Here is a 16,770-nt window from a genome sequence, read left to right as displayed (position 1 = left end):
ACCCGGGTGAGGTCTAGATCAGCGTCAGGTGGCGCGCCCGCCTCACCGCGTCCGCCCTCGAGTGGGCTCCGAGCTTGCGGTAGACCGCTCGCGCGTGCGACTTGACGGTGTTGGGGGAGAGGTAGAGCTCGACCGAGATCTCGTGGAGGCTCATCGAGCCCTGCAGCAGGCGCAGGACGTCGAGCTCGCGCTCGGTGAGCGGTTCACCGATCATCTCCAGCGCGTCGTGGTCGTTCACGAGCTTCCGGACCGCGTCCGCCCGGGCCTGCATCGCCGTCATCCCGTCGGCGAAACGGCTCATGCGCTGGCGGAGCTCGGCGAGCAGGTCACGGGCCAGCACGTCGTGGCCCAACCGGGCGGCGATGCGCGCGCTCACCAGGAGGTGGTGGATGGGCCCCCACACCGCCTGGGCGTTGTCGAGCCGGCGGGTCGACAGCCCGAGCTCGAGCGTGCGCATGGCGTCGTCGGACTTGCCCGCGTCGGCCTGCGCCTGGGCGAGGGCGACGTAGGCCCACGAGGCCTGCGGAGTGGCTCCCAGCCCACGGCTGTCGAGCACCTCCATGGCCTGCTCCGCGCACTCACGTGCACGCGTGGTGTTGCCGCGTTCGCCCTCGGCGAAGCACTCCAGCGACAGGGTCAGGATGCGGATCATCCCGGGCGCACGGTCGGCCCGGGTGGCCGCGCGCAGGGGCGGGAGGGCCTGGTCCAGCTCGCCCTGCACGTAGTGCGCGTGACCGAGCGCCGCCTGCGCGACGGCGAACTGGGCCGATCGCCCGTCCGTCTCGAGCTGGGTGGCGCGCCGGGCCGCGGCCATCATGTCGAGCGGCCCGCCGTAGCCGAACAGGCCCCGCAGCTGGGTCGTGGCCGACTCGACCGACCGTGAGCCGTCCGGCAGGGGGCCGTAGTCGTCCATGCCCTCGAGGGCTCGGAGGTGGCGCGCCGCGGTGTGCTCGTCTCCGACGAGGGACGCCATCCAGGCCGCCGTCACGTGGGCCGGAGGACTGTCGTCGCCGGGACCGAGGACGTCGAGCCACCCCAGGACGGTCGCAGCCCGGCCGGCGTCCACGAACCCCAGCCAGTTCGCGTGGACGAGGGCCGACGCGTCGTGGGTCCTCCCCGCGGCGAGCCAGTGCGTGATCGCCTCCGGCACCAGGCCGTGGGCGGAGAACCACTCGGCGGCGCGGCCGTGCAGGTCCGGGACGCGGTCGGGGTGCGACAGCTCGAGCTCGCTGCGCGCGACAGCGGCGAACAGCTGGTGGAAGCGGAACCACGTGCGGTCCGCGTCCAGCGGGACCAGGAACAGGTTGGCGCGCTCCAGGTCGTTGAGGATCGTCGCGCTGTCGCCGCGTCCGAGGAGGTGGTCGCACAGGGGCGCGGAGAAGCGGTCCAGCACCGAGACGTCGAGGATGAAGTCCCGCAGCCGCTCGGGGTGCCGGCTGAGCACCTCCTCGGTGAGGTAGTCGCCGATGAAGCGGTTGCTGCCGCTGAAGCGGTGCACGAAGTCGTCGGGGTCCGGCCGGTCGGCCAGGGAGAGCGCGGCGAGGTAGAGGGCCGCGGGCCAGCCCTCGGTCCGCTCGACCAGCTCGACGAGGGTGTCGTCGGCGAGGTCGACTCCCGTGCGCGCCACCAGGTCCCGCGCCTCCTCGCGCGTGAAGGCGAGGTCGTCGGCCCGCAGCTCGGCCAGGTCGTGGGAGACCCGCAACCGCCCCAGCCGCAGCCCCGGGTCGGAGCGGGTGATGATGACCAGGTGGGCCTTCTCCGGCAGTGCCTGGATGAGGGCCTCGACCTCGCCGTGACGTTCGGGCGACTGGACGAAGTGGAAGTCGTCGAGGACGAGGACCAGGTCGTCCGGCATGGCCGCCAGCGCGGCCATGATCGTCACCAGCAGGGTCGGTGGGGCGTCCACGGCCCGGCCGAGCACCCGCGACGGCTCGACGAGCGGCAGCACGCACCCCGCGCGCTCGAGGGCCGCGGCGACGTGGGTCCACAGCCGCGCCGGATCGTTGTCGCCGGCGTCGAGGGAGACCCACGCGGAGCCGGGGCAGTCCCCGGCCTGCAGCGCCTGGGCGACGACGGTGGTCTTGCCGTAGCCGGCCGGCGCCGCCACGAGGGTGACCGGGCTGCGGATCGCGACAGCCATGGCGAGCATGAGGCGCGGGCGGTCGACCCAGCTCGCGCGTCGGGACGGAGCATGGAGCTTCACGTCCGACAGGTGGTCCGTGGGCGTGGCCAGCACGGGCCCGCGGACAGGAGGATCCGAGCCGAACGCACTCATCGGTCAGCCTCCGTCTCGCCGCCCGTCTCCCCCGAGCTGGTCCTCTATGGCGTTGACCATACGGGTGTCGAGGGTCTGCCGTCTGCACCCGGGACCGTCCCAAGACCGTCCCGGGACCGTCCCGGGACCCCAGCGCCGGGCGGGCCCGGTCACGGTGGTGCGCCCTCCTCGTCGCCGGGGTCGACGTCGGGCTCGCGGCGCACGTCGACGAGCGCGAAGCCCTGGCGGCTGAGCGCGGCCAGCAGCCCGTGGAGCTCGGCGTCGTCGCCGAGCGCCACGTGGATGGTGAAGCCGCCGGGGTCGATCGAGACGGTCGCACCCTCGAAGTCGTCGAGCAGCTCCGACGGAGCGTCGCCCACGGCGCGGATCTCGTAGACCGATCTCGACATGACGTCCTCGATTCGTCGACGGAAGTGGGCCGTGGGACCTCTACGGTGAGCCACGGAGCAGAGGGATCGCGTCACCCTTTGCGGGTGACGCCTCCGCGCGGTGCAGGTCGCACGGTGGAGCATGGCCCCGCCCGAGACGTATGACACCCCGGAAGCAGCCGCCGCGGAGATCGAGCGACTGCGCGCGGAGGTGGCCCGGCTGCAGACGTCGGCACCCGCCGCGCAGGCTCCCGTCGTCACGACCGAGCGCCGGGGCTGGTGGCGGCCCGTCGTCGCCGGCGTGCTGGTCCTGCTGGCCGCCCTGCTCGCACCCCTGTCGGTCCTGGCCACGTGGTCCAACGGCCAGATCCAGGACACCGACCGCTACCTCGCGACCGTGTCCCCGCTGGCCGACGACCCCGACGTCCAGGCGGCGATCGCCGCCCGCCTGGAGCAGGTGATCTTCTCCTACCTCGACGTCGACGCAGCCGTGGACGAGGTCGTCACCGCGCTCGAGGGCCGCGGCCTCCCGGACAAGGCCGGCGCGACCCTCTCGGCCCTGTCCGGGCCGCTCGCGACCGGCATCCGCGGCTTCGTCGAGGACCGCATCCTGGCGGTCGTCCAGTCCGACACGTTCAAGCAGGCGTGGGTGGAGGCGAACCGGACGGCCCACGAGGAGCTGGTGGCCGCGCTGAACGGCGACACCAAGGGTGCGGTGGTCATCGACAGGGGAGAGGTCAGCGTCAACCTCGCCACGTTGATCAACACCGTGAAGCAGCAGCTGGTCGACGCCGGCTTCGCGATCGCGGACCGGATCCCGGAGGTCGACGCCTCCTTCGCCATCGTCAAGTCCGACGACCTGGCCACGGCGCAGTCCCTGCTGGGCGTGCTGGACCCCCTCAGCACCTGGTTGCCGGTGGTCGGCCTGGCCCTCATCGGGATCGCGGTCGCGATCGCCCGCGACCGGCGCAGGATGGTGCTGGTCTCGGGGCTGGCGGTGGCGGGCTCGATGCTGCTGCTCGGGGCGACCCTCAACGTGATCCGGCCGTTCTACCTCGATGCCCTGCCGTCGAGCAGCTCGCCGGCAGCAGCAGGTGCGGTGTACGACCAGCTCGTGTCCTTCATCAGGGTGGCGCTGCGCGGCGTCCTCGTGATCGCCCTGACCGTGGCGGTCGTGGCGTGGCTCAGCGCCCCCCGCGGCTCCGGAGCGGCCGCGCGCTCGGGGTTGTCGAGGGGTGTGGACCAGCTGCGCCGTGGTCGGTCCCGCGTCGGGGACACCGGGCGCCTCGGGGTGGCGCTCGCGACCTACCGGGGCCCGATCCGGGCAGCCGTGGTCGGGCTGGCCGCGATCCTCTACCTCGCACAGGACCACCCCACCGGAGGAACCGCGCTGGCCTTCGTGCTGGTCACCGCGTTCGTGCTGCTCGTCCTCGAGGTGCTGGCCGCGCGCCCCGGCCCGGCCGGGACCGGCCCGCAGGCCTGAGCCCGCCCGCTCAGGTGCCGTGGCTCGACTCGGATGGCCTGATCACCAGCTCGAGCAGCGTCCCGGTCACGGCGATCACCGCGGCCCCCAGCAGGGCGGTGCCCGGACCGGCGATGTCCAGGTTGGCGCTGAGGCCCGCGGTGACCGCGAGCAGTGCGCCGTTGACCAGGAGCGCCGAGGTGCCCATCCGCAGCCACGACTGGGAGCCGACCAGCCACTCCAGCACCGGCCCGACCATCGCGTTGACCAGCCCGAAGAGGATCGACACGGCGAGGTAGGTGCCGAACCCGCCGTTGACCTCGATGCCCGGCACGACCGCGGTCGCGACCCACACCGCCGCGGCCATGATGCACCAGTTCACCAGCACGCGGACGATGGTCAGCAGGTCGTCGCTCGTCAGGCCGGCTTCGACGTGGGGCCCGGGAGCCGGCGGCTCGCCCGCCGCCGGGTCGGTCAGCGAGAACCGGGTCTTGATCCGCACGAGCCACCGCGCGTCGGAGGTGTCGAACTGCGCCCCCATGACGGCGCAGGCGATGAGGATGAAGGCTGCGGCGAGGAGCCACCCGAGCAGGGTGATCGTCACCCCGAAGAGGCCGAAGTCGCTCGTGGCACCCTCCATTAGTGCCGGCATGTAGATGGGCGTGCCGATCGCGAGGACCGTCACGCCCACCGCCGACGCGCCGCCCGTCGCGAGCAGTCGACGCCAGTGGACCTGCCGCTCGAGCAGGAGGTACGGGATGGCCGTCCACAGCACGAGGCCGACGCCGGCGGTGACCGGGATCGACCACAGCCACTCCAGCGGGAACCGGCTTGCCAGCTCGCGGACCAGGAAGGAGAGACCGGCCATCAGGGTGAAGGCGACCAGTCCCAGCCCGGCGTACAACGTGCTCCGCATCCCGGCGTTGGTCCGCCCCCACGCCGCCCGGTACATCGACTGGAGCCGGCGGCTGAACGCCATCGCGGAGTAGATCAGCAGCAGGGCGCTGAACACGGACACGCTGCTCGAGGCGCCGGCGGGGGCGTCGAAGAGCTGCTCCACGGCGTCGGCCGAGGAGCCGGTCAGGTTGAACCTCCGGATGATGGACCGGCTGATCACGTCCTCCTGTCCCGCCGGTGCGGCGCTGGCCACCACGATGAAGAGCGGGATCAGGGCGGTCAGGACCTGGGAGGAGACCACGATGCAGCGGTCGAACCCGTCCATCAGGGCGAAGCGCCGCACGGACTGGCCGAGGAACGACGCAGCGACCCTGCGCGACAGCGCGCTGACCTCGTCCGAGCGCTCCTCCGGCAGCAGGCGCATCGGCTCACCTGCCCGCCCTCGTCGCCTCCTCGACCCACGTCCGCGCGGGTCCTGACCACGCCATGCTCCGGCGCCGCGGTCCCGGTGTCGTCATCCGGCGTGGGTGAGGCGGACGGAATCGGACGGGGGCGGGCCACCCGTGCGTGCGTCCGCGCGGCGGCTCACTCGTGGAGGGTGATACGCGGGCGCCACTCGTGCCCGAGACTCGACGGGGTGGAGACGATCCGGCGCCACCGGCGCGTGCGGGCGCGGTGATGGACAACGTCCCGGTGGTCCTGGGAGCCGCCGTGGTGGTCCTGGACTACGTGATCAAGTTCCTGGCGCTCGGGGTGCTCCCGAGCAACAAGAAGCCCTCGTCGGCGATGGCGTGGCTGATCCTCATCCTGATCGTGCCGCTGGCCGGCTTCCTCGTCTTCCTCGTCCTGGGACGCACGAGCCTGGGACGGGGCAGGCTGGCGCGGCAGCGTGAGGCGGACGCGGCGATCCGTGCCGCCACGGAAAGCCTGCCCGCGTGGACGGTCGCCGAGCCGGCGTACCTCCCGTCGATGGCGGCGCTCACCTACAACCTCGGCGCGCTGCCCCTCCAGGGCGGGAACCAGGTCGACCTCATCCCGGGCTACCACGACTCCATCGCCGCCATGACGGCCGAGGTCGCGAAGGCCGAGACGTCGATCGAGGTCGAGTTCTACATCGCCGCCTGGGACGAGGTGACCGCTCCGTTCTTCGAGGCGCTCGTCGAGGCCACCACGCGGGGCGTCGAGGTGCGCCTGCTCGTCGACCACCTGGGGTCCCGGGGGATCCCGGGGTACGACGACTTCGCGAAGCGCCTCGACGGCACGGACATCCAGTGGCGGCCGATGCTCCCGTTCCGCCCGTTCAAGGGCCAGCTGCAGCGCCCGGACCTGCGCAACCACCGCAAGCTGCTGGTGGTGGACGGCCGGGTGGCGTTCATGGGGTCGCAGAACCTCATCGAGCCGGGCTACAACAAGCCGAAGAACCACGCCGCCGGTCGCGAGTGGGTCGAGCTGGTCGCCCGTGTCGACGGCCCCACCGTCAGCGCCCTGCGGGCCGTCTTCGCGAAGGACTGGTTCACCGAGACCCAGGAGCGCCTGACCGAGCAGGTCGCCGCGTCGAAGCCGCAGAGCCATCCGGGCGGCGTGACGGCACAGGTGCTTCCGAGCGGGCCGGGCTACGTCACGGAGAACAACCTGAGGCTCTTCACGGCGCTGATCTACTCCGCGCAGTCCCGTGTCTCGCTGACCAGCCCGTACTTCGTCCCGGACGAGCCGCTGCTGTACGCCGTGACCACGGCCGCGCGCCGCGGCGTGGAGGTGGAGCTCTTCGTCAGCGAGGAGGGCGACCAGTTCATGGTCTACCACGCGCAGTGCTCCTACTACGAGGCGCTGCTCGAGGCTGGCGTGCGCATCCACCTCTACCCGGCGCCGGCCGTGCTCCACTCCAAGCACTTCTCGATCGACGACGACGTCGCCGTCATCGGCTCCAGCAACATGGACCTGCGCTCCTTCGCGCTCAACCACGAGGTCTCGATGATGCTCACCGGCGCCGACATCGTCGCCCGGTTCCGCAAGGTCGAGGACGACTACCGGACGCTGTCGCGCGAGCTCACCCTCGAGGAGTGGCGGCAGCGCTCGCCCTGGCAGCGCTACCTCGACAACACGATGCGGCTCACGGCCGCGCTCCAGTGAGAGGACACCACGATGGCACGGACCACGCGTGACCTGTGGCTCGAGGACCGGCAAGGCGTGCTCGACCGGGACCGGGACAGGACCTGGTGGCGGTGCCTGCACTGGTGCTGCTCCATCGGCCTCCTGCTGGCGGTCGTGCAGTGGGGATGGCTCGTCCCGAGCGTGGTCGTCCTGGCGAGCGTGGGCGTCGCCGTCCTGCTCTTCGTCGCGTGCGCGGGCAAGGTCGAGGCCGCGAAGGTGCGCGTCGTCGTCGACGTGGTCTCGATGGGCGCCCTCGCGTCCGTCGGGGCAGCCGGCCTCGTCGCCGTCTCGGCGCCGCTCGGGCTGCTGCTCGTGCTCGTGCTGTCCCTCACGGCTCCCGCGGTCCGCCGGTGGCTGCGGGACGCGCGTACGGCGCTGCGCCTGTCCGTCGTGCTGTCCCGCGAGGCACGCAGGCGCGGGCCGCGCTCCTGGCCCAGGAGCGACTGGAGCGACTGGCCGTAGCTCCATGGCCATCACCCTCACCTGGCTCGGGCACGCCACCGTCGTGGTCGACATCGACGGCGTCCGGATCGTGGCCGACCCGTTGCTGCGGCGGCACAACGGGGTCCTGCGGCGACGCGGCGGAGCCGCCCCGGACGGCGAGGCGTGGTCCGGCGCGGACGTCGTCCTGCTCTCCCACCTCCACCACGACCACGCGGAGGTCGGCTCCCTGCGGCTGTTCGACGACGTACCGGTGCTCACCGCGCCGGAGAACGCCGTGTGGGTGAGGAAGAAGGGCCTGGACGGGCGCGGCCTCGGCGAGGGGGAGTGGGCGCCGGTCGGCGAGACGGGGGACGTGGCGGTCCGGCTGGTGCCGGCCGTGCACCACTCGCGGCCGATGCCGCACCGACCCAACGCCGCGAACGGGCACCTGGTCAGGGGCCCCTCGGGAGTCGTGTGGCTCGCGGGCGACACCGACCTCTACCCGGGGATGGCGGGCCACCCGGGACTGGCGGGCTCACCGATCGACGTGGCGGTCGTCCCGGTCGGCGGGTGGGGTCCCCGACTCTCCCCGGGCCACATGGGGCCCAAGCAGGCGGCGACGGCGTGCCGGCTGGTGGCTGCCCGCTCCGCGGTCCCGGTGCACTGGCAGACCCTCCACGTCCCGGTCGGCGGGAGGTTCCCGCGCGGCTGGATGGACCTCGCCGGTCCGCGGTTCGTGGAGGCGCTGGCCCACGAGGCGCCGTCGTGCCGGGCGTCCGTGCTGGACATCGGGTCGTCGGCGACCCTGCCCTGACGGGCTCATCCGCTCTGGGTGAGGCGGGGCGGCGTTCGCCCTCCTTAGGCTCCGAGAGGACGACGGGCCGGGTGACACCCCACCGAGTCGCGTCCCACCGAGCCGCAGGAGGAGAGCATGAGCAACGACCAGGAGACCGGCGACGACCTCGACCTCATGGGTCCGATCGACTACATCGTGGTCGAGTTCCCGGGCAGCAGGATGACGGGCGAGGGCTTCCCGATCCTGCTCGACCTCGTCGACCGCGGGCTCATCCGCATCCTCGACCTCGCCTTCGTCATGAAGGACGAGGACGGGACCATCCACGCGATCGACATCAGCGACGTCGACGGCGACGGCGAGCTCGACCTCACCGTCTTCGAGGGCGCCTCGTCCGGGCTGCTCGACGAGAGCGACCTCGACGAGGCCGGCAACGCCCTCGAGGCGGGCAGCTCCGCCGGGATCCTCGTCTACGAGAACGTCTGGGCCGCGCCCTTCGCCCGTGCCGTCCGTCAAGGGGGTGGCCAGCTGGTCGCGAGTGGCCGCATCCCCGTCCAGGCGCTGCTGGCCGCCGTCGACGCAGCCGACGCGCCCGCCGCCCAGGTCTGATCCACGAGAGAACAGGAACACGTCATGCCAGGTCTTCTCCGCGGTGTCGCACGCACCGCCGTCGTCGCCGGCACCGCCACGGCCGTCTCCAACCGGGTCTCACGCAGGCAGGCGGGCAGGTGGGCCAACGAGGAGCAGCAGCAGTACGCCGCCCCGCCGCCCGAGCAGCAGTACGCCCCCCCGCCGCCGCCCGCCCCGGCCCCGTCGTCCGGCATGGACGACAAGCTGGCGCAGCTCAAGGAGCTCGGCGAGCTGAAGGCCGCCGGCGTGCTGAACGACCTCGAGTTCGAGCAGCAGAAGAACCGCATCCTCAACGGCTGACGGCGCCCGGCGCCGCACCTCCTCGGTCGTCCCGAGGAGTCCTGCGTGAAACGCGCTGACCGGGGGTACTGACATGGGGCCCTCGGCGTGACGGAGCGAGCCTGCGCGCGTTGGAGGTCTGTGCGCGGGACGGGCCCGCGGTCCTGAGCGAGGCGACAGCATGAACGCGTTGTGGAACTACCGACCGTCGGTGTGGGACTACCGCGAGTCCACGTGGACCCTGGACAGCGACCTCGTCGGCTACGAGGTCGAGGCCACCGACGGCCGCCTCGGATCCGTCGTGCGAGCCACCAGCTCGCCGGGCGCGGCCCACCTCGTGGTGGACGCCGTTCCCGCAGCGGGGCGGCGCGTGGTGCCGGCGCTCGCAGTCTCCTCGATCCGCCACGACGAGCGGACGGTCCGCGTCGACCTCACCCGGGTGCAGCTGCTGTCCGCCCCGGCCCACGAGGACGCGGAGATCGACGACTCCGTGCGTGCGCGGGTCGACCGCTACTTCAGCGGCCTCGACCGTCGCTGACCCCGGGACGGGCGCGACCGAGCGAGGGGGCCCCGCGGGCCGCGTGCCTAGTCGAGCTCGTCGTCGAAGTGAACGGTGACGGCGTAGAGCACGAGGATGTCGAGGACGATGAGCAGGCCGTACCAGACGGGGGACGCCGAGAGGAACGTCAGGTTCATCAGGGCGCTGAGCGACGCGAGCACGATGGTCGCGACCCGGCTCCAGGGCTTGCGGTAGAACAGCGCGATCCCGGTCATGAACGCCAGGACGCCGACCGCGATGTGGGCGATGCCCCACCCGCGGTAGCTCTGGAACAGGAGCAGGTCGCTGGCGTTGACGTCGTACACCCGGTTCTCCAGCAGGGCGATGAAGCCGCCCAGTGCGTGGAAGCCGCCCAGCAGCAGCAGCATGATGGACGCGAAGCCGAGCATGCCGGTCCACAGGGGCGAGGCGGGTCTCTCGTCCGGCTCCTGACGCTGCGGCCGAGTGGTGTCGCTGGTCATGGTGCTCCTCCTCGTCCGGGTCCGTCCGGCTCAGGCTCGCACCACATCGGTGCGGCGGGTTCACCCGGCGTGGGTGACGTCCCGCGTCGCGGTCACGGCTCGGACGGCCCCTCGCTGCTCCGGAGCTCGTCCAGCGCCTCGACGATGGCCGCCGGCGCGTCCTCGGAGAGCTCGGCGTGCAGCAGCACGACGTCGCCCCGCTTCAGCTCGCGCTCCATCGCCGGTCGCAGCTCGTCCAGGTTCCCGTCGCTCGACAGCACGAGCAGGGCCGACGAGCCCGGCGTCAGCTGCGCACCCAGCTCCTCGACGAACTGCTCGTCGATGCCCGACCTTCGGAGGCGCGCCGAGACGGATGCGACCCCGGCCCCGAGCGCGGCCCCGGCCACCGGCGCCAGGACCAGCATGCCCACGAGACCACCGAGCACCGACCCCTTGCCGACGGCCGAGGCGGTCGGGTGCTTCACGTGGCCGATCACCGGTTCCTCGGCCTGCGGCATCCAGGCGATCGTGATCGCGTCGTGGACGGTGAGGACATGGCGCTCCGCCAGGGCCTTGAGGCGCACGGCACCGGCTTCGGCCCCGAAGGGGGTGTCGTAGCGCCAGACCGTCAGGGCCGTCATCCTCGCCTCACAGCGCCGCTGCGGCGGAGCCCGCCGGAGCAGCGCCCGGGACCGGCGCGAAGGGGTGCAGCTGCTCACGGCCCCCTTCGATGACGAGACAGCTCGACTCGGGCACCTCGCGCCACGCACCCTCCAGGCTCCCCAGCGGCTCCGACACCACGATGCGGGCGTCGTCGGACACGTGCTGGAGGGTGACGTTGTCGGGGTGCTGGAGCCGGAGCGTGCGGACGTCGGCGTTGTGGAACAGCGACCTGGACCTGCCCTCGCTGGAGTAGCGGAACGCCCACGTGGTCTCGCCGTTGGTGGTGGCCACCGTCATCTGGATCGGAAGGGGCACGCCGTGCTTCCGCCCCGTCTCCTCGATGAGTCCGACAGCCCGGGCCACCGCGGCGGGCGGGTCCTGCTCGAGCCCGTAGGTGAGGGCGAGGAAGAAGAAGAGCTCCGAGTCGGTCGATCCCTCGATGAGCGGGAACAGCGCGGGCTCGACCGCGAGCGTCAGGTCGCGCTTGACCGACGAGAAGCCGGCGATCGCCCCGTTGTGCATCCAGAGCCAGCGCCCGTGCCGGAAGGGGTGGCAGTTGGTCTGCTGCACGGGTGTGCCCGTCGTCGCGCGGATGTGGGCGAAGACCCGGCCGGCGGACGCATGGCCCGCGAGCTCACGCAGGTTGCGGTCGCTCCACGCGGGCTCGGTGCTGTGGTAGATGCCCGGCTCCTCCTGGGCGCCGTACCAGCCCACCCCGAAGCCGTCGCCGTTGACGGCCTCGACCCCGAGCCGCGAGTGCAGGCTCTGCACGACGAGCGAGTTCTCCGGCGCGAAGAGGAGGTCCGAGAGGAGGACCGGCGAACCGGAGTAGGCGAGCCAGCGGCACATGGCACTTCTTCCTTCCGTCCGGGAGCCTTCCCATTCCACGCGCGGGAGGGCGCCGGCGGCTCACCCGTGCGAGGTGAGGTCGGACCGCGGCGACGGGCCGTAGCGTCGGGCGGACCAAGGTGCGTCGTGCGAGGTGGGCGAGACATGGCATCCGTGGAACCGCCGGCGACGCGCGACCTCGCACGCGCCCTGGCCGCGAGCCGCCCCGGCTCGACGGTGCCGCACACGGTGGTGGTCCTCCCGTCCTACAGCGTCGAGCCCAGGCTGCTGGCGCACTTCGGACCACGCATCGCCACCCTGGAGCACCGACAGCTGCTCACGGTGCTCCGGCTGGCGCGACTCCCCGGGGCGGAGATGGTCTTCGTGACGTCCGAGCGGCCGACCGAGCGGGTGATGGCCTACTACCTCTCGTTCGTCGAGCGCGGGCTCCGCGACGGGGTGCGCTCGCGTTTCCACGTGGTGGAGGTCCCCGACCGCACCTCGCGGTCGGTGACCGTCAAGCTCCTGGAGAGACCGGACCTCCTCGAGGTGGTCCGGTCGATGACCCGCGGGCGCCTCGCCTTCATCGAGCCGTGGAACGTCACGCAGCCGGAGATGGAGGTCGCGCGGGTCCTCGGGCTGCCGCTCGCCGGCACGCCCGCCAGCCTGTGGCCGCTGGGGTTCAAGAGCAACGGCCGCCGGCTCATGCGCGAGGCCGGCGTGCCGGTCGCCCCGGGGTGCGAGGACGTCCGCAGCGTCGACGAGGTCGTCGCGGCGGTCGAGGCCATCCGGCAGGAGCGTCCCGCTGCCGTGGGAGCCGTCGTGAAGCTGGACGACAGCGCGACGGGCATCGGCAACCGCGTGTTCCGGTTCGCCGACGTCCCCCACCCGACCCGGCTCCGTGCGGCCGTCGAGTCACTCGGACCGGACTACCTCTCCGGCCTCGCCTCCGGAGCCGTGGTCGAGGAGCTCCTGACCGGTCCGGAGGTGTCCAGCCCGAGCGTCCAGGGCGACATCACGCCGGGGCGCCGCGTGGACGTCATCGCCACGCACGAGCAGGTCCATGACGGCACGGACCGCCAGGCCTACCTCGGGTGCCGGTTCCCCGCGAGCCGCGACTACCGCAGCGACCTCACCGCGTACGGCGCCTCCGTCGGGCAGCTGCTGGCCGACCGCGGCGCCCTGGGCCGGTTCGGGGTCGACTTCGCGGCGACCCGCACCTCGTCCTCGCGGTGGCGCCTCCACGGGCTCGAGATCAACCTGCGCCGCAGCGGCACCTCCCACCCGCTGTCCCTGCTGCACAACCTGACCACGGGCCATTACGACCGCGCGAGCGGCACGTGGTCGATGCCGGACGGCTCACGACGCTGCTACAGCGCGACCGACAACCTCCTCGACCCGGCCTGGCGCGGGCGGGCGGAGAGCGACGTCATCGAGGCCGTGGAGCGGGCCGGACTGTCCTTCGACACGCACCGCGGTGTCGGCACGGTCCTCCACATGCTCAACGGCCTGGCGTCCAGCGGACTGGTGGGACTGACGACGATCGGGCGGTCGGCCGCCCAGGCCCAGCGGCTCCACGACGCGACGGTCGCGGCGATCCGGGGAGGGTCGCGGATGCTCGGCCCGTCCGGCAGCATGTCCGACGGGAGGATCGATGCCTGAACCGGAGCGCACCCGCGCCGACCGCGCCGACGACGCCGAGACGAGCGGCCACCGACGCCGGGCGGCGGACACCCTCGCCCGACGCGATCCGGGCGGCCTGCTGTACGGCGCGGTGATCGCCGCCAGCTCACTGGCTGCCGTGAGCGCCAACCTCTCCCACGCCCAACGGGTCGCGCTCAGCGTCGCCGCCGTCGTGGTCGTCTACTGGCTGGCCCACGTGTACACGGAGACGCAGGAGATGCTCTTCGAGGGTGACCGCCGCCCGCTCTACCGCCGCACGCCCCACGCGGCGGCCAAGGAGGTCTTCATCCTCGTCGGCGCCGCGCCCGCCATCGTGGTCTACCTCGTCCTCTACCTCCTCGGGCTCTCCTCCAGCGGTGCGGCGTACTGGGCGCTGTGCTTCTCCGTGGTGTTCCTCGCCGTCATCGGCTACCTCGGAGCGCACCGTGCGGGCATCGGCGGCTGGCGGCTCGTGCTGGAGTCGGCCGGCGCAGCATCGCTGGGCCTGCTGGCGGTGCTGGGCAAGCTGTTCCTGCACTGAGCAGCGGCCGGACGGGTCGGAGAGTCGCCGGCAGCGTGTCACTCAGACGAGGGGATGGTCGCGGTCCCCGATGTCGGGCAGGCCTCCGCGACGGGCGATGCCGCGCCGCGCCGCCGAGGTGAGCAGCCTGATCCCCAGCCCGAGCACGACCAGGTTGAGGATCATCTGCACCGTCACCAGCAGCATCATGCTCTGGCTGGAGGCGACGATGTCCCCGAACCCGACGGTGGCGAAGACCGTCACCGTGAAGTACAGCGCCGTGACGTGGTCGAGCGGGCGGTTGAAGCCCGACGGGTCGGCCAGCGAGTTCTCGAGGTAGATCCGGGCGAAGATCAGCAGGTACACCGGGACCAGCACCGCGAGGGCCTCGATCGCGCGCAGGACGGGGTTCCGCGACCGGATGATGGCGGGCACCTGGGCGCCGACCACGACGAGGAAGACCAGCAGCTGCAGGACCACCCACGGCACCCCGTACGACGGTCGCCTCGTCGGCACCATGAAGTACGTCACGCACAGCAGCGTCACCGCCAGCACCACCCGGCACAGCACGAGGAGTCCCCGCGTCCAGAGTTCCTGCCGGGAGGCCGGGGCCCAGGGCTGGCTCATGCTGCGCACCATCCGGCATGAGCACGCGGGTTGACCTCCCCCGAGGGGGGTGAACGGGCGGGTGCGCTACACCACCTGGGCCTCGGGAGCCCACCGGACGACGAGGAGCGCGACGTCGTCCTCCTGCACCTCGCTGGCCATGGCGCCGAGCAGCCGGTCGCAGAGCTGGTCGAGGTCGCGGGTCGCGGGAGCCACCTCGCCGAGCAGGCGCTCCAGCGCCTCGATGCCGTCCTCGATGTCGCGGTCGCGACGCTCCACGAGACCGTCGGTGTAGAGCACCAGGGTCGCGCCGGGCTCGAGCGCCACGACGCCCTCGTGGCGGGCCGCGGCCGGGTCGAAGCCCAGCAGCAGGTCGTTGGCGTCGGCGTCCGCCAGCCGCGTGACCGTGCCGGCGTGGTCGACGAGCAGCGCCGGCGGGTGGCCGGCGTGGGACCAGCGCAGCAGGACCCGTGGTGCGCCGTTGCCTGCGGGGCCGACCTGCTCGAAGCGGGCGACGACGGCGGTCGCGGTGGTCTCGAGCTGCAGCGACTGCATGACGGTGTCGAGGCCGGACAGGATGGCGGCGGGAGCGTCACCGCTGTGCACGGCGATGCCGCGCAGCAGGCCGCGCACCTGCCCCATCGCGGCGGCGGCCTCCACGTCGTGGCCGACGACGTCCCCCACGACGACCACGATGTCGGGCGTCGCGGTGGCCGCGCCACCCTGCAGGAAGGCGTCGTACCAGTCGCCGCCGATGCGGGCCGCCTCACCGGCCGGGGTGTAGCGGGTCGCGACCTGCAGGCCCCGGCGCTGCGGCGGCGCGGTGAGCATGCTGCGCTGCAACGCCTCGGACACGTCGCGCTGCGACTCGTAGAGGCGCGCGTTGTCGAGCGCGAGCGCCGCCCGGGCGCCGATGTCCTCGAGGAGCGCGACGTCATCGGTGGTGAACGGCGTGCGGTGGATGTCGCGGAACGCGCTGACCACGCCGACGGTGCGACCGCGGGCCCGCAGGGGGACCACCGCGGCCGAGAACGGCGCGAGGCGGCGCAGCAGGTCGCGGGCCGTGCCGGGCTCCAGCACCCCGGCCACGGCCTCGGACGCCGACGACTCCATGAGCACCGACGTCATCTCCCGGATCGCCTGGGCGAGGTAGGAGCTGTCGGTCATCGCGAGCAGCCGCCGGGTGGCGTAGTCGCGGAGGACGCCCTCCATGGCGGGGTCGCGGTGCGACCACCCGACGTCGCGCAGCCCCCGTCGCCAGTCGGTCGCGTGCGGGTCCTCGACGAGGGTCACCAGGCACCAGTCCGCGAGCTCGGGCACCAGCTGGGTGGCGAGCCGGCTGACCCCCTCGGTCGGGTCGAGCGTCGCGGTGAGGGCCTCCGACACCGAGGCCAGCAGGGCGAGGCGGTGGGCGGAGCGGTCCAGTGCCTCCTGGGCGTCACGCCGGGCGGTGATGTCGACGAAGTAGACGGCCAGGCCCTCCGGGGACGGCCAGGCGCGCACCTCGTACCAGGCGTCCAGCGGTGGCGGGTACCACGCCTCGAAGGTCACCGGCTCGCCCGAGGAGACCGCGCCCCGGTAGTGCTCCTCGAACGTGCTGCCCACGGCGGCGGGGAAGGCCTCCCAGATGCTGGCGCCGATCAGGTGCACGCGCGTGGAGCCCAGCAGCCGCTCGGCCTCGGAGTTGACGTAGCTGAAGCGCCAGTCGTGGTCGAGCTGGAAGAAGGCCGACGACATCGACTCGAGCACGCGTCCCACGCGCGCCTCGCCCTCGCGGACCTGGGTGGTGTCGTACGCCGCCCCGACGAGGCGGACGGGTGGGCCGTCGGGCTGGTCGGCGAACGCGTGCCCGCGTGCCTCGATCCAGCGGAGGGTGCCGTCGGGCAGGACCACGCGGTACTCCGCGTCGTAGTCACCGCAGGTGGCGATGGCGCGCTGGAGGGCGTCGGAGACGCGGCCGATGTCGTCGGGGTGCACGCACCGGTTGAAGGCCTCGATCGTCCCGCCGAAGCTCTCCTCGTCGAGGCCGAACAGCTCGAGGAGCCGGCCGTCCCAGCGCAGGTCGCCCGTCACCAGGTCCCAGACGAAGGCACCCACGCCCGCGGCCTCGACGGCGAGCCGCCACGCGAGGCGGTCGCTCTCGGCGTCGAGTGAGGACCGCGCTCTCGGCGTCGCGGAGTCGTCGTCGGTCACAGGCCCTTCTCATGCCAGGTC

17 protein-coding genes are annotated in these 16,770 nt (G+C 72.6%); 9 read left to right on the top strand and 8 right to left on the bottom strand.

Features of this window, described 5'->3' with window-relative positions:
• Positions 1–13 precede the first annotated feature (13 nt).
• Both NYO98_RS21910 and NYO98_RS14170 read right to left on the bottom strand, forming a co-directional pair.
• Positions 14–2,140, bottom strand: coding sequence for a LuxR C-terminal-related transcriptional regulator (locus NYO98_RS21910; protein WP_407673918.1), 2,127 nt, complete (start codon positions 2,138–2,140; stop codon positions 14–16).
• A gap of 284 nt (positions 2,141–2,424) precedes the next feature.
• On the bottom strand, positions 2,425–2,664 hold the full coding sequence (locus tag NYO98_RS14170; protein WP_268112389.1) for a hypothetical protein: 240 nt from the start codon (positions 2,662–2,664) through the stop codon (positions 2,425–2,427).
• Positions 2,665–2,785: 121 nt separating this feature from the next.
• Here NYO98_RS14170 and NYO98_RS14165 point away from each other — a divergent pair, with 121 nt between their 5' ends.
• Positions 2,786–4,126: a hypothetical protein gene (locus tag NYO98_RS14165; protein WP_268112388.1), complete on the top strand. Its 1,341-nt coding sequence runs from the start codon at positions 2,786–2,788 to the stop codon at positions 4,124–4,126.
• Between the two features lie 10 nt (positions 4,127–4,136).
• On the opposite strand, the gene NYO98_RS14160 is transcribed toward NYO98_RS14165, so the two are convergent.
• Entirely contained in the window at positions 4,137–5,426 is a 1,290-nt protein-coding gene (locus NYO98_RS14160) for a phage holin family protein (RefSeq protein WP_268112387.1), read from the bottom strand.
• Positions 5,427–5,680: 254 nt separating this feature from the next.
• On the opposite strand from NYO98_RS14160, the gene cls reads away from it, so the two are divergent.
• The 6 genes from cls (at position 5,681) to NYO98_RS14130 (ending at position 9,816) form a co-directional block, all read left to right on the top strand.
• Entirely contained in the window at positions 5,681–7,132 is a 1,452-nt protein-coding gene (gene cls / locus NYO98_RS14155; RefSeq protein ID WP_268112386.1) for a cardiolipin synthase, read from the top strand.
• Between the two features lie 12 nt (positions 7,133–7,144).
• Positions 7,145–7,615 (top strand): hypothetical protein, encoded by a 471-nt coding sequence (locus tag NYO98_RS14150; protein WP_268112385.1) that lies wholly within the window; start codon positions 7,145–7,147, stop codon positions 7,613–7,615.
• A 4-nt stretch (positions 7,616–7,619) separates the two neighbouring features.
• On the top strand, positions 7,620–8,390 hold the full coding sequence (locus NYO98_RS14145; RefSeq protein ID WP_268112384.1) for an MBL fold metallo-hydrolase: 771 nt from the start codon (positions 7,620–7,622) through the stop codon (positions 8,388–8,390).
• 117 nt (positions 8,391–8,507) lie between these two features.
• On the top strand, positions 8,508–8,978 hold the full coding sequence (locus NYO98_RS14140) for a DUF6325 family protein (protein ID WP_268112383.1): 471 nt from the start codon (positions 8,508–8,510) through the stop codon (positions 8,976–8,978).
• A 24-nt stretch (positions 8,979–9,002) separates the two neighbouring features.
• Positions 9,003–9,299, top strand: a complete 297-nt coding sequence (locus tag NYO98_RS14135) for an SHOCT domain-containing protein (RefSeq protein WP_268112382.1) — start codon at positions 9,003–9,005, stop codon at positions 9,297–9,299.
• A gap of 160 nt (positions 9,300–9,459) precedes the next feature.
• Complete coding sequence (locus tag NYO98_RS14130) at positions 9,460–9,816, top strand: hypothetical protein (protein WP_268112381.1); 357 nt, start codon at positions 9,460–9,462, stop codon at positions 9,814–9,816.
• Between the two features lie 47 nt (positions 9,817–9,863).
• Here NYO98_RS14130 and NYO98_RS14125 read toward each other — a convergent pair whose 3' ends face one another.
• The 3 genes from NYO98_RS14125 to NYO98_RS14115 form a co-directional block, all read right to left on the bottom strand.
• On the bottom strand, positions 9,864–10,298 hold the full coding sequence (locus NYO98_RS14125; protein ID WP_268112380.1) for a DUF7144 family membrane protein: 435 nt from the start codon (positions 10,296–10,298) through the stop codon (positions 9,864–9,866).
• A gap of 92 nt (positions 10,299–10,390) precedes the next feature.
• A complete protein-coding gene (locus NYO98_RS14120; RefSeq protein ID WP_268112379.1) occupies positions 10,391–10,918 on the bottom strand; it encodes a DUF1269 domain-containing protein in 528 nt (175 codons plus the stop codon).
• A 7-nt stretch (positions 10,919–10,925) separates the two neighbouring features.
• Positions 10,926–11,789, bottom strand: coding sequence for a class II glutamine amidotransferase (locus tag NYO98_RS14115; RefSeq protein WP_268112378.1), 864 nt, complete (start codon positions 11,787–11,789; stop codon positions 10,926–10,928).
• Between the two features lie 144 nt (positions 11,790–11,933).
• Between NYO98_RS14115 and NYO98_RS14110 the strand changes: the two genes are divergently transcribed.
• Together NYO98_RS14110 and NYO98_RS14105 are read left to right on the top strand one after the other, a co-directional pair.
• Positions 11,934–13,430, top strand: a complete 1,497-nt coding sequence (locus NYO98_RS14110) for a peptide ligase PGM1-related protein (protein WP_268112377.1) — start codon at positions 11,934–11,936, stop codon at positions 13,428–13,430.
• Positions 13,423–13,971 (top strand): hypothetical protein, encoded by a 549-nt coding sequence (locus NYO98_RS14105; RefSeq protein WP_268112376.1) that lies wholly within the window; start codon positions 13,423–13,425, stop codon positions 13,969–13,971. Before NYO98_RS14110 ends, NYO98_RS14105 begins: the two co-directional genes overlap by 8 nt.
• Before the next feature lie 42 nt (positions 13,972–14,013).
• On the opposite strand, the gene NYO98_RS14100 is transcribed toward NYO98_RS14105, so the two are convergent.
• Both NYO98_RS14100 and NYO98_RS14095 read right to left on the bottom strand, forming a co-directional pair.
• The gene (locus NYO98_RS14100) at positions 14,014–14,577 is read right to left on the bottom strand and encodes a potassium channel family protein (RefSeq protein ID WP_268112375.1); all 564 of its coding nucleotides are present in this window, start codon (positions 14,575–14,577) and stop codon (positions 14,014–14,016) included.
• A 66-nt stretch (positions 14,578–14,643) separates the two neighbouring features.
• A complete protein-coding gene (locus tag NYO98_RS14095) occupies positions 14,644–16,749 on the bottom strand; it encodes a SpoIIE family protein phosphatase (RefSeq protein WP_268112374.1) in 2,106 nt (701 codons plus the stop codon).
• Positions 16,750–16,770 lie beyond the last annotated feature (21 nt).

This window comes from Nocardioides pini (assembly GCF_026712185.1).
In the GTDB taxonomy this organism is placed as follows: Bacteria; Actinomycetota; Actinomycetes; order Propionibacteriales; family Nocardioidaceae; genus Nocardioides; species Nocardioides pini.
Note: the sequence above shows the minus strand (reverse complement) of the source record. Positions and strands in the feature narration are given on the sequence as shown.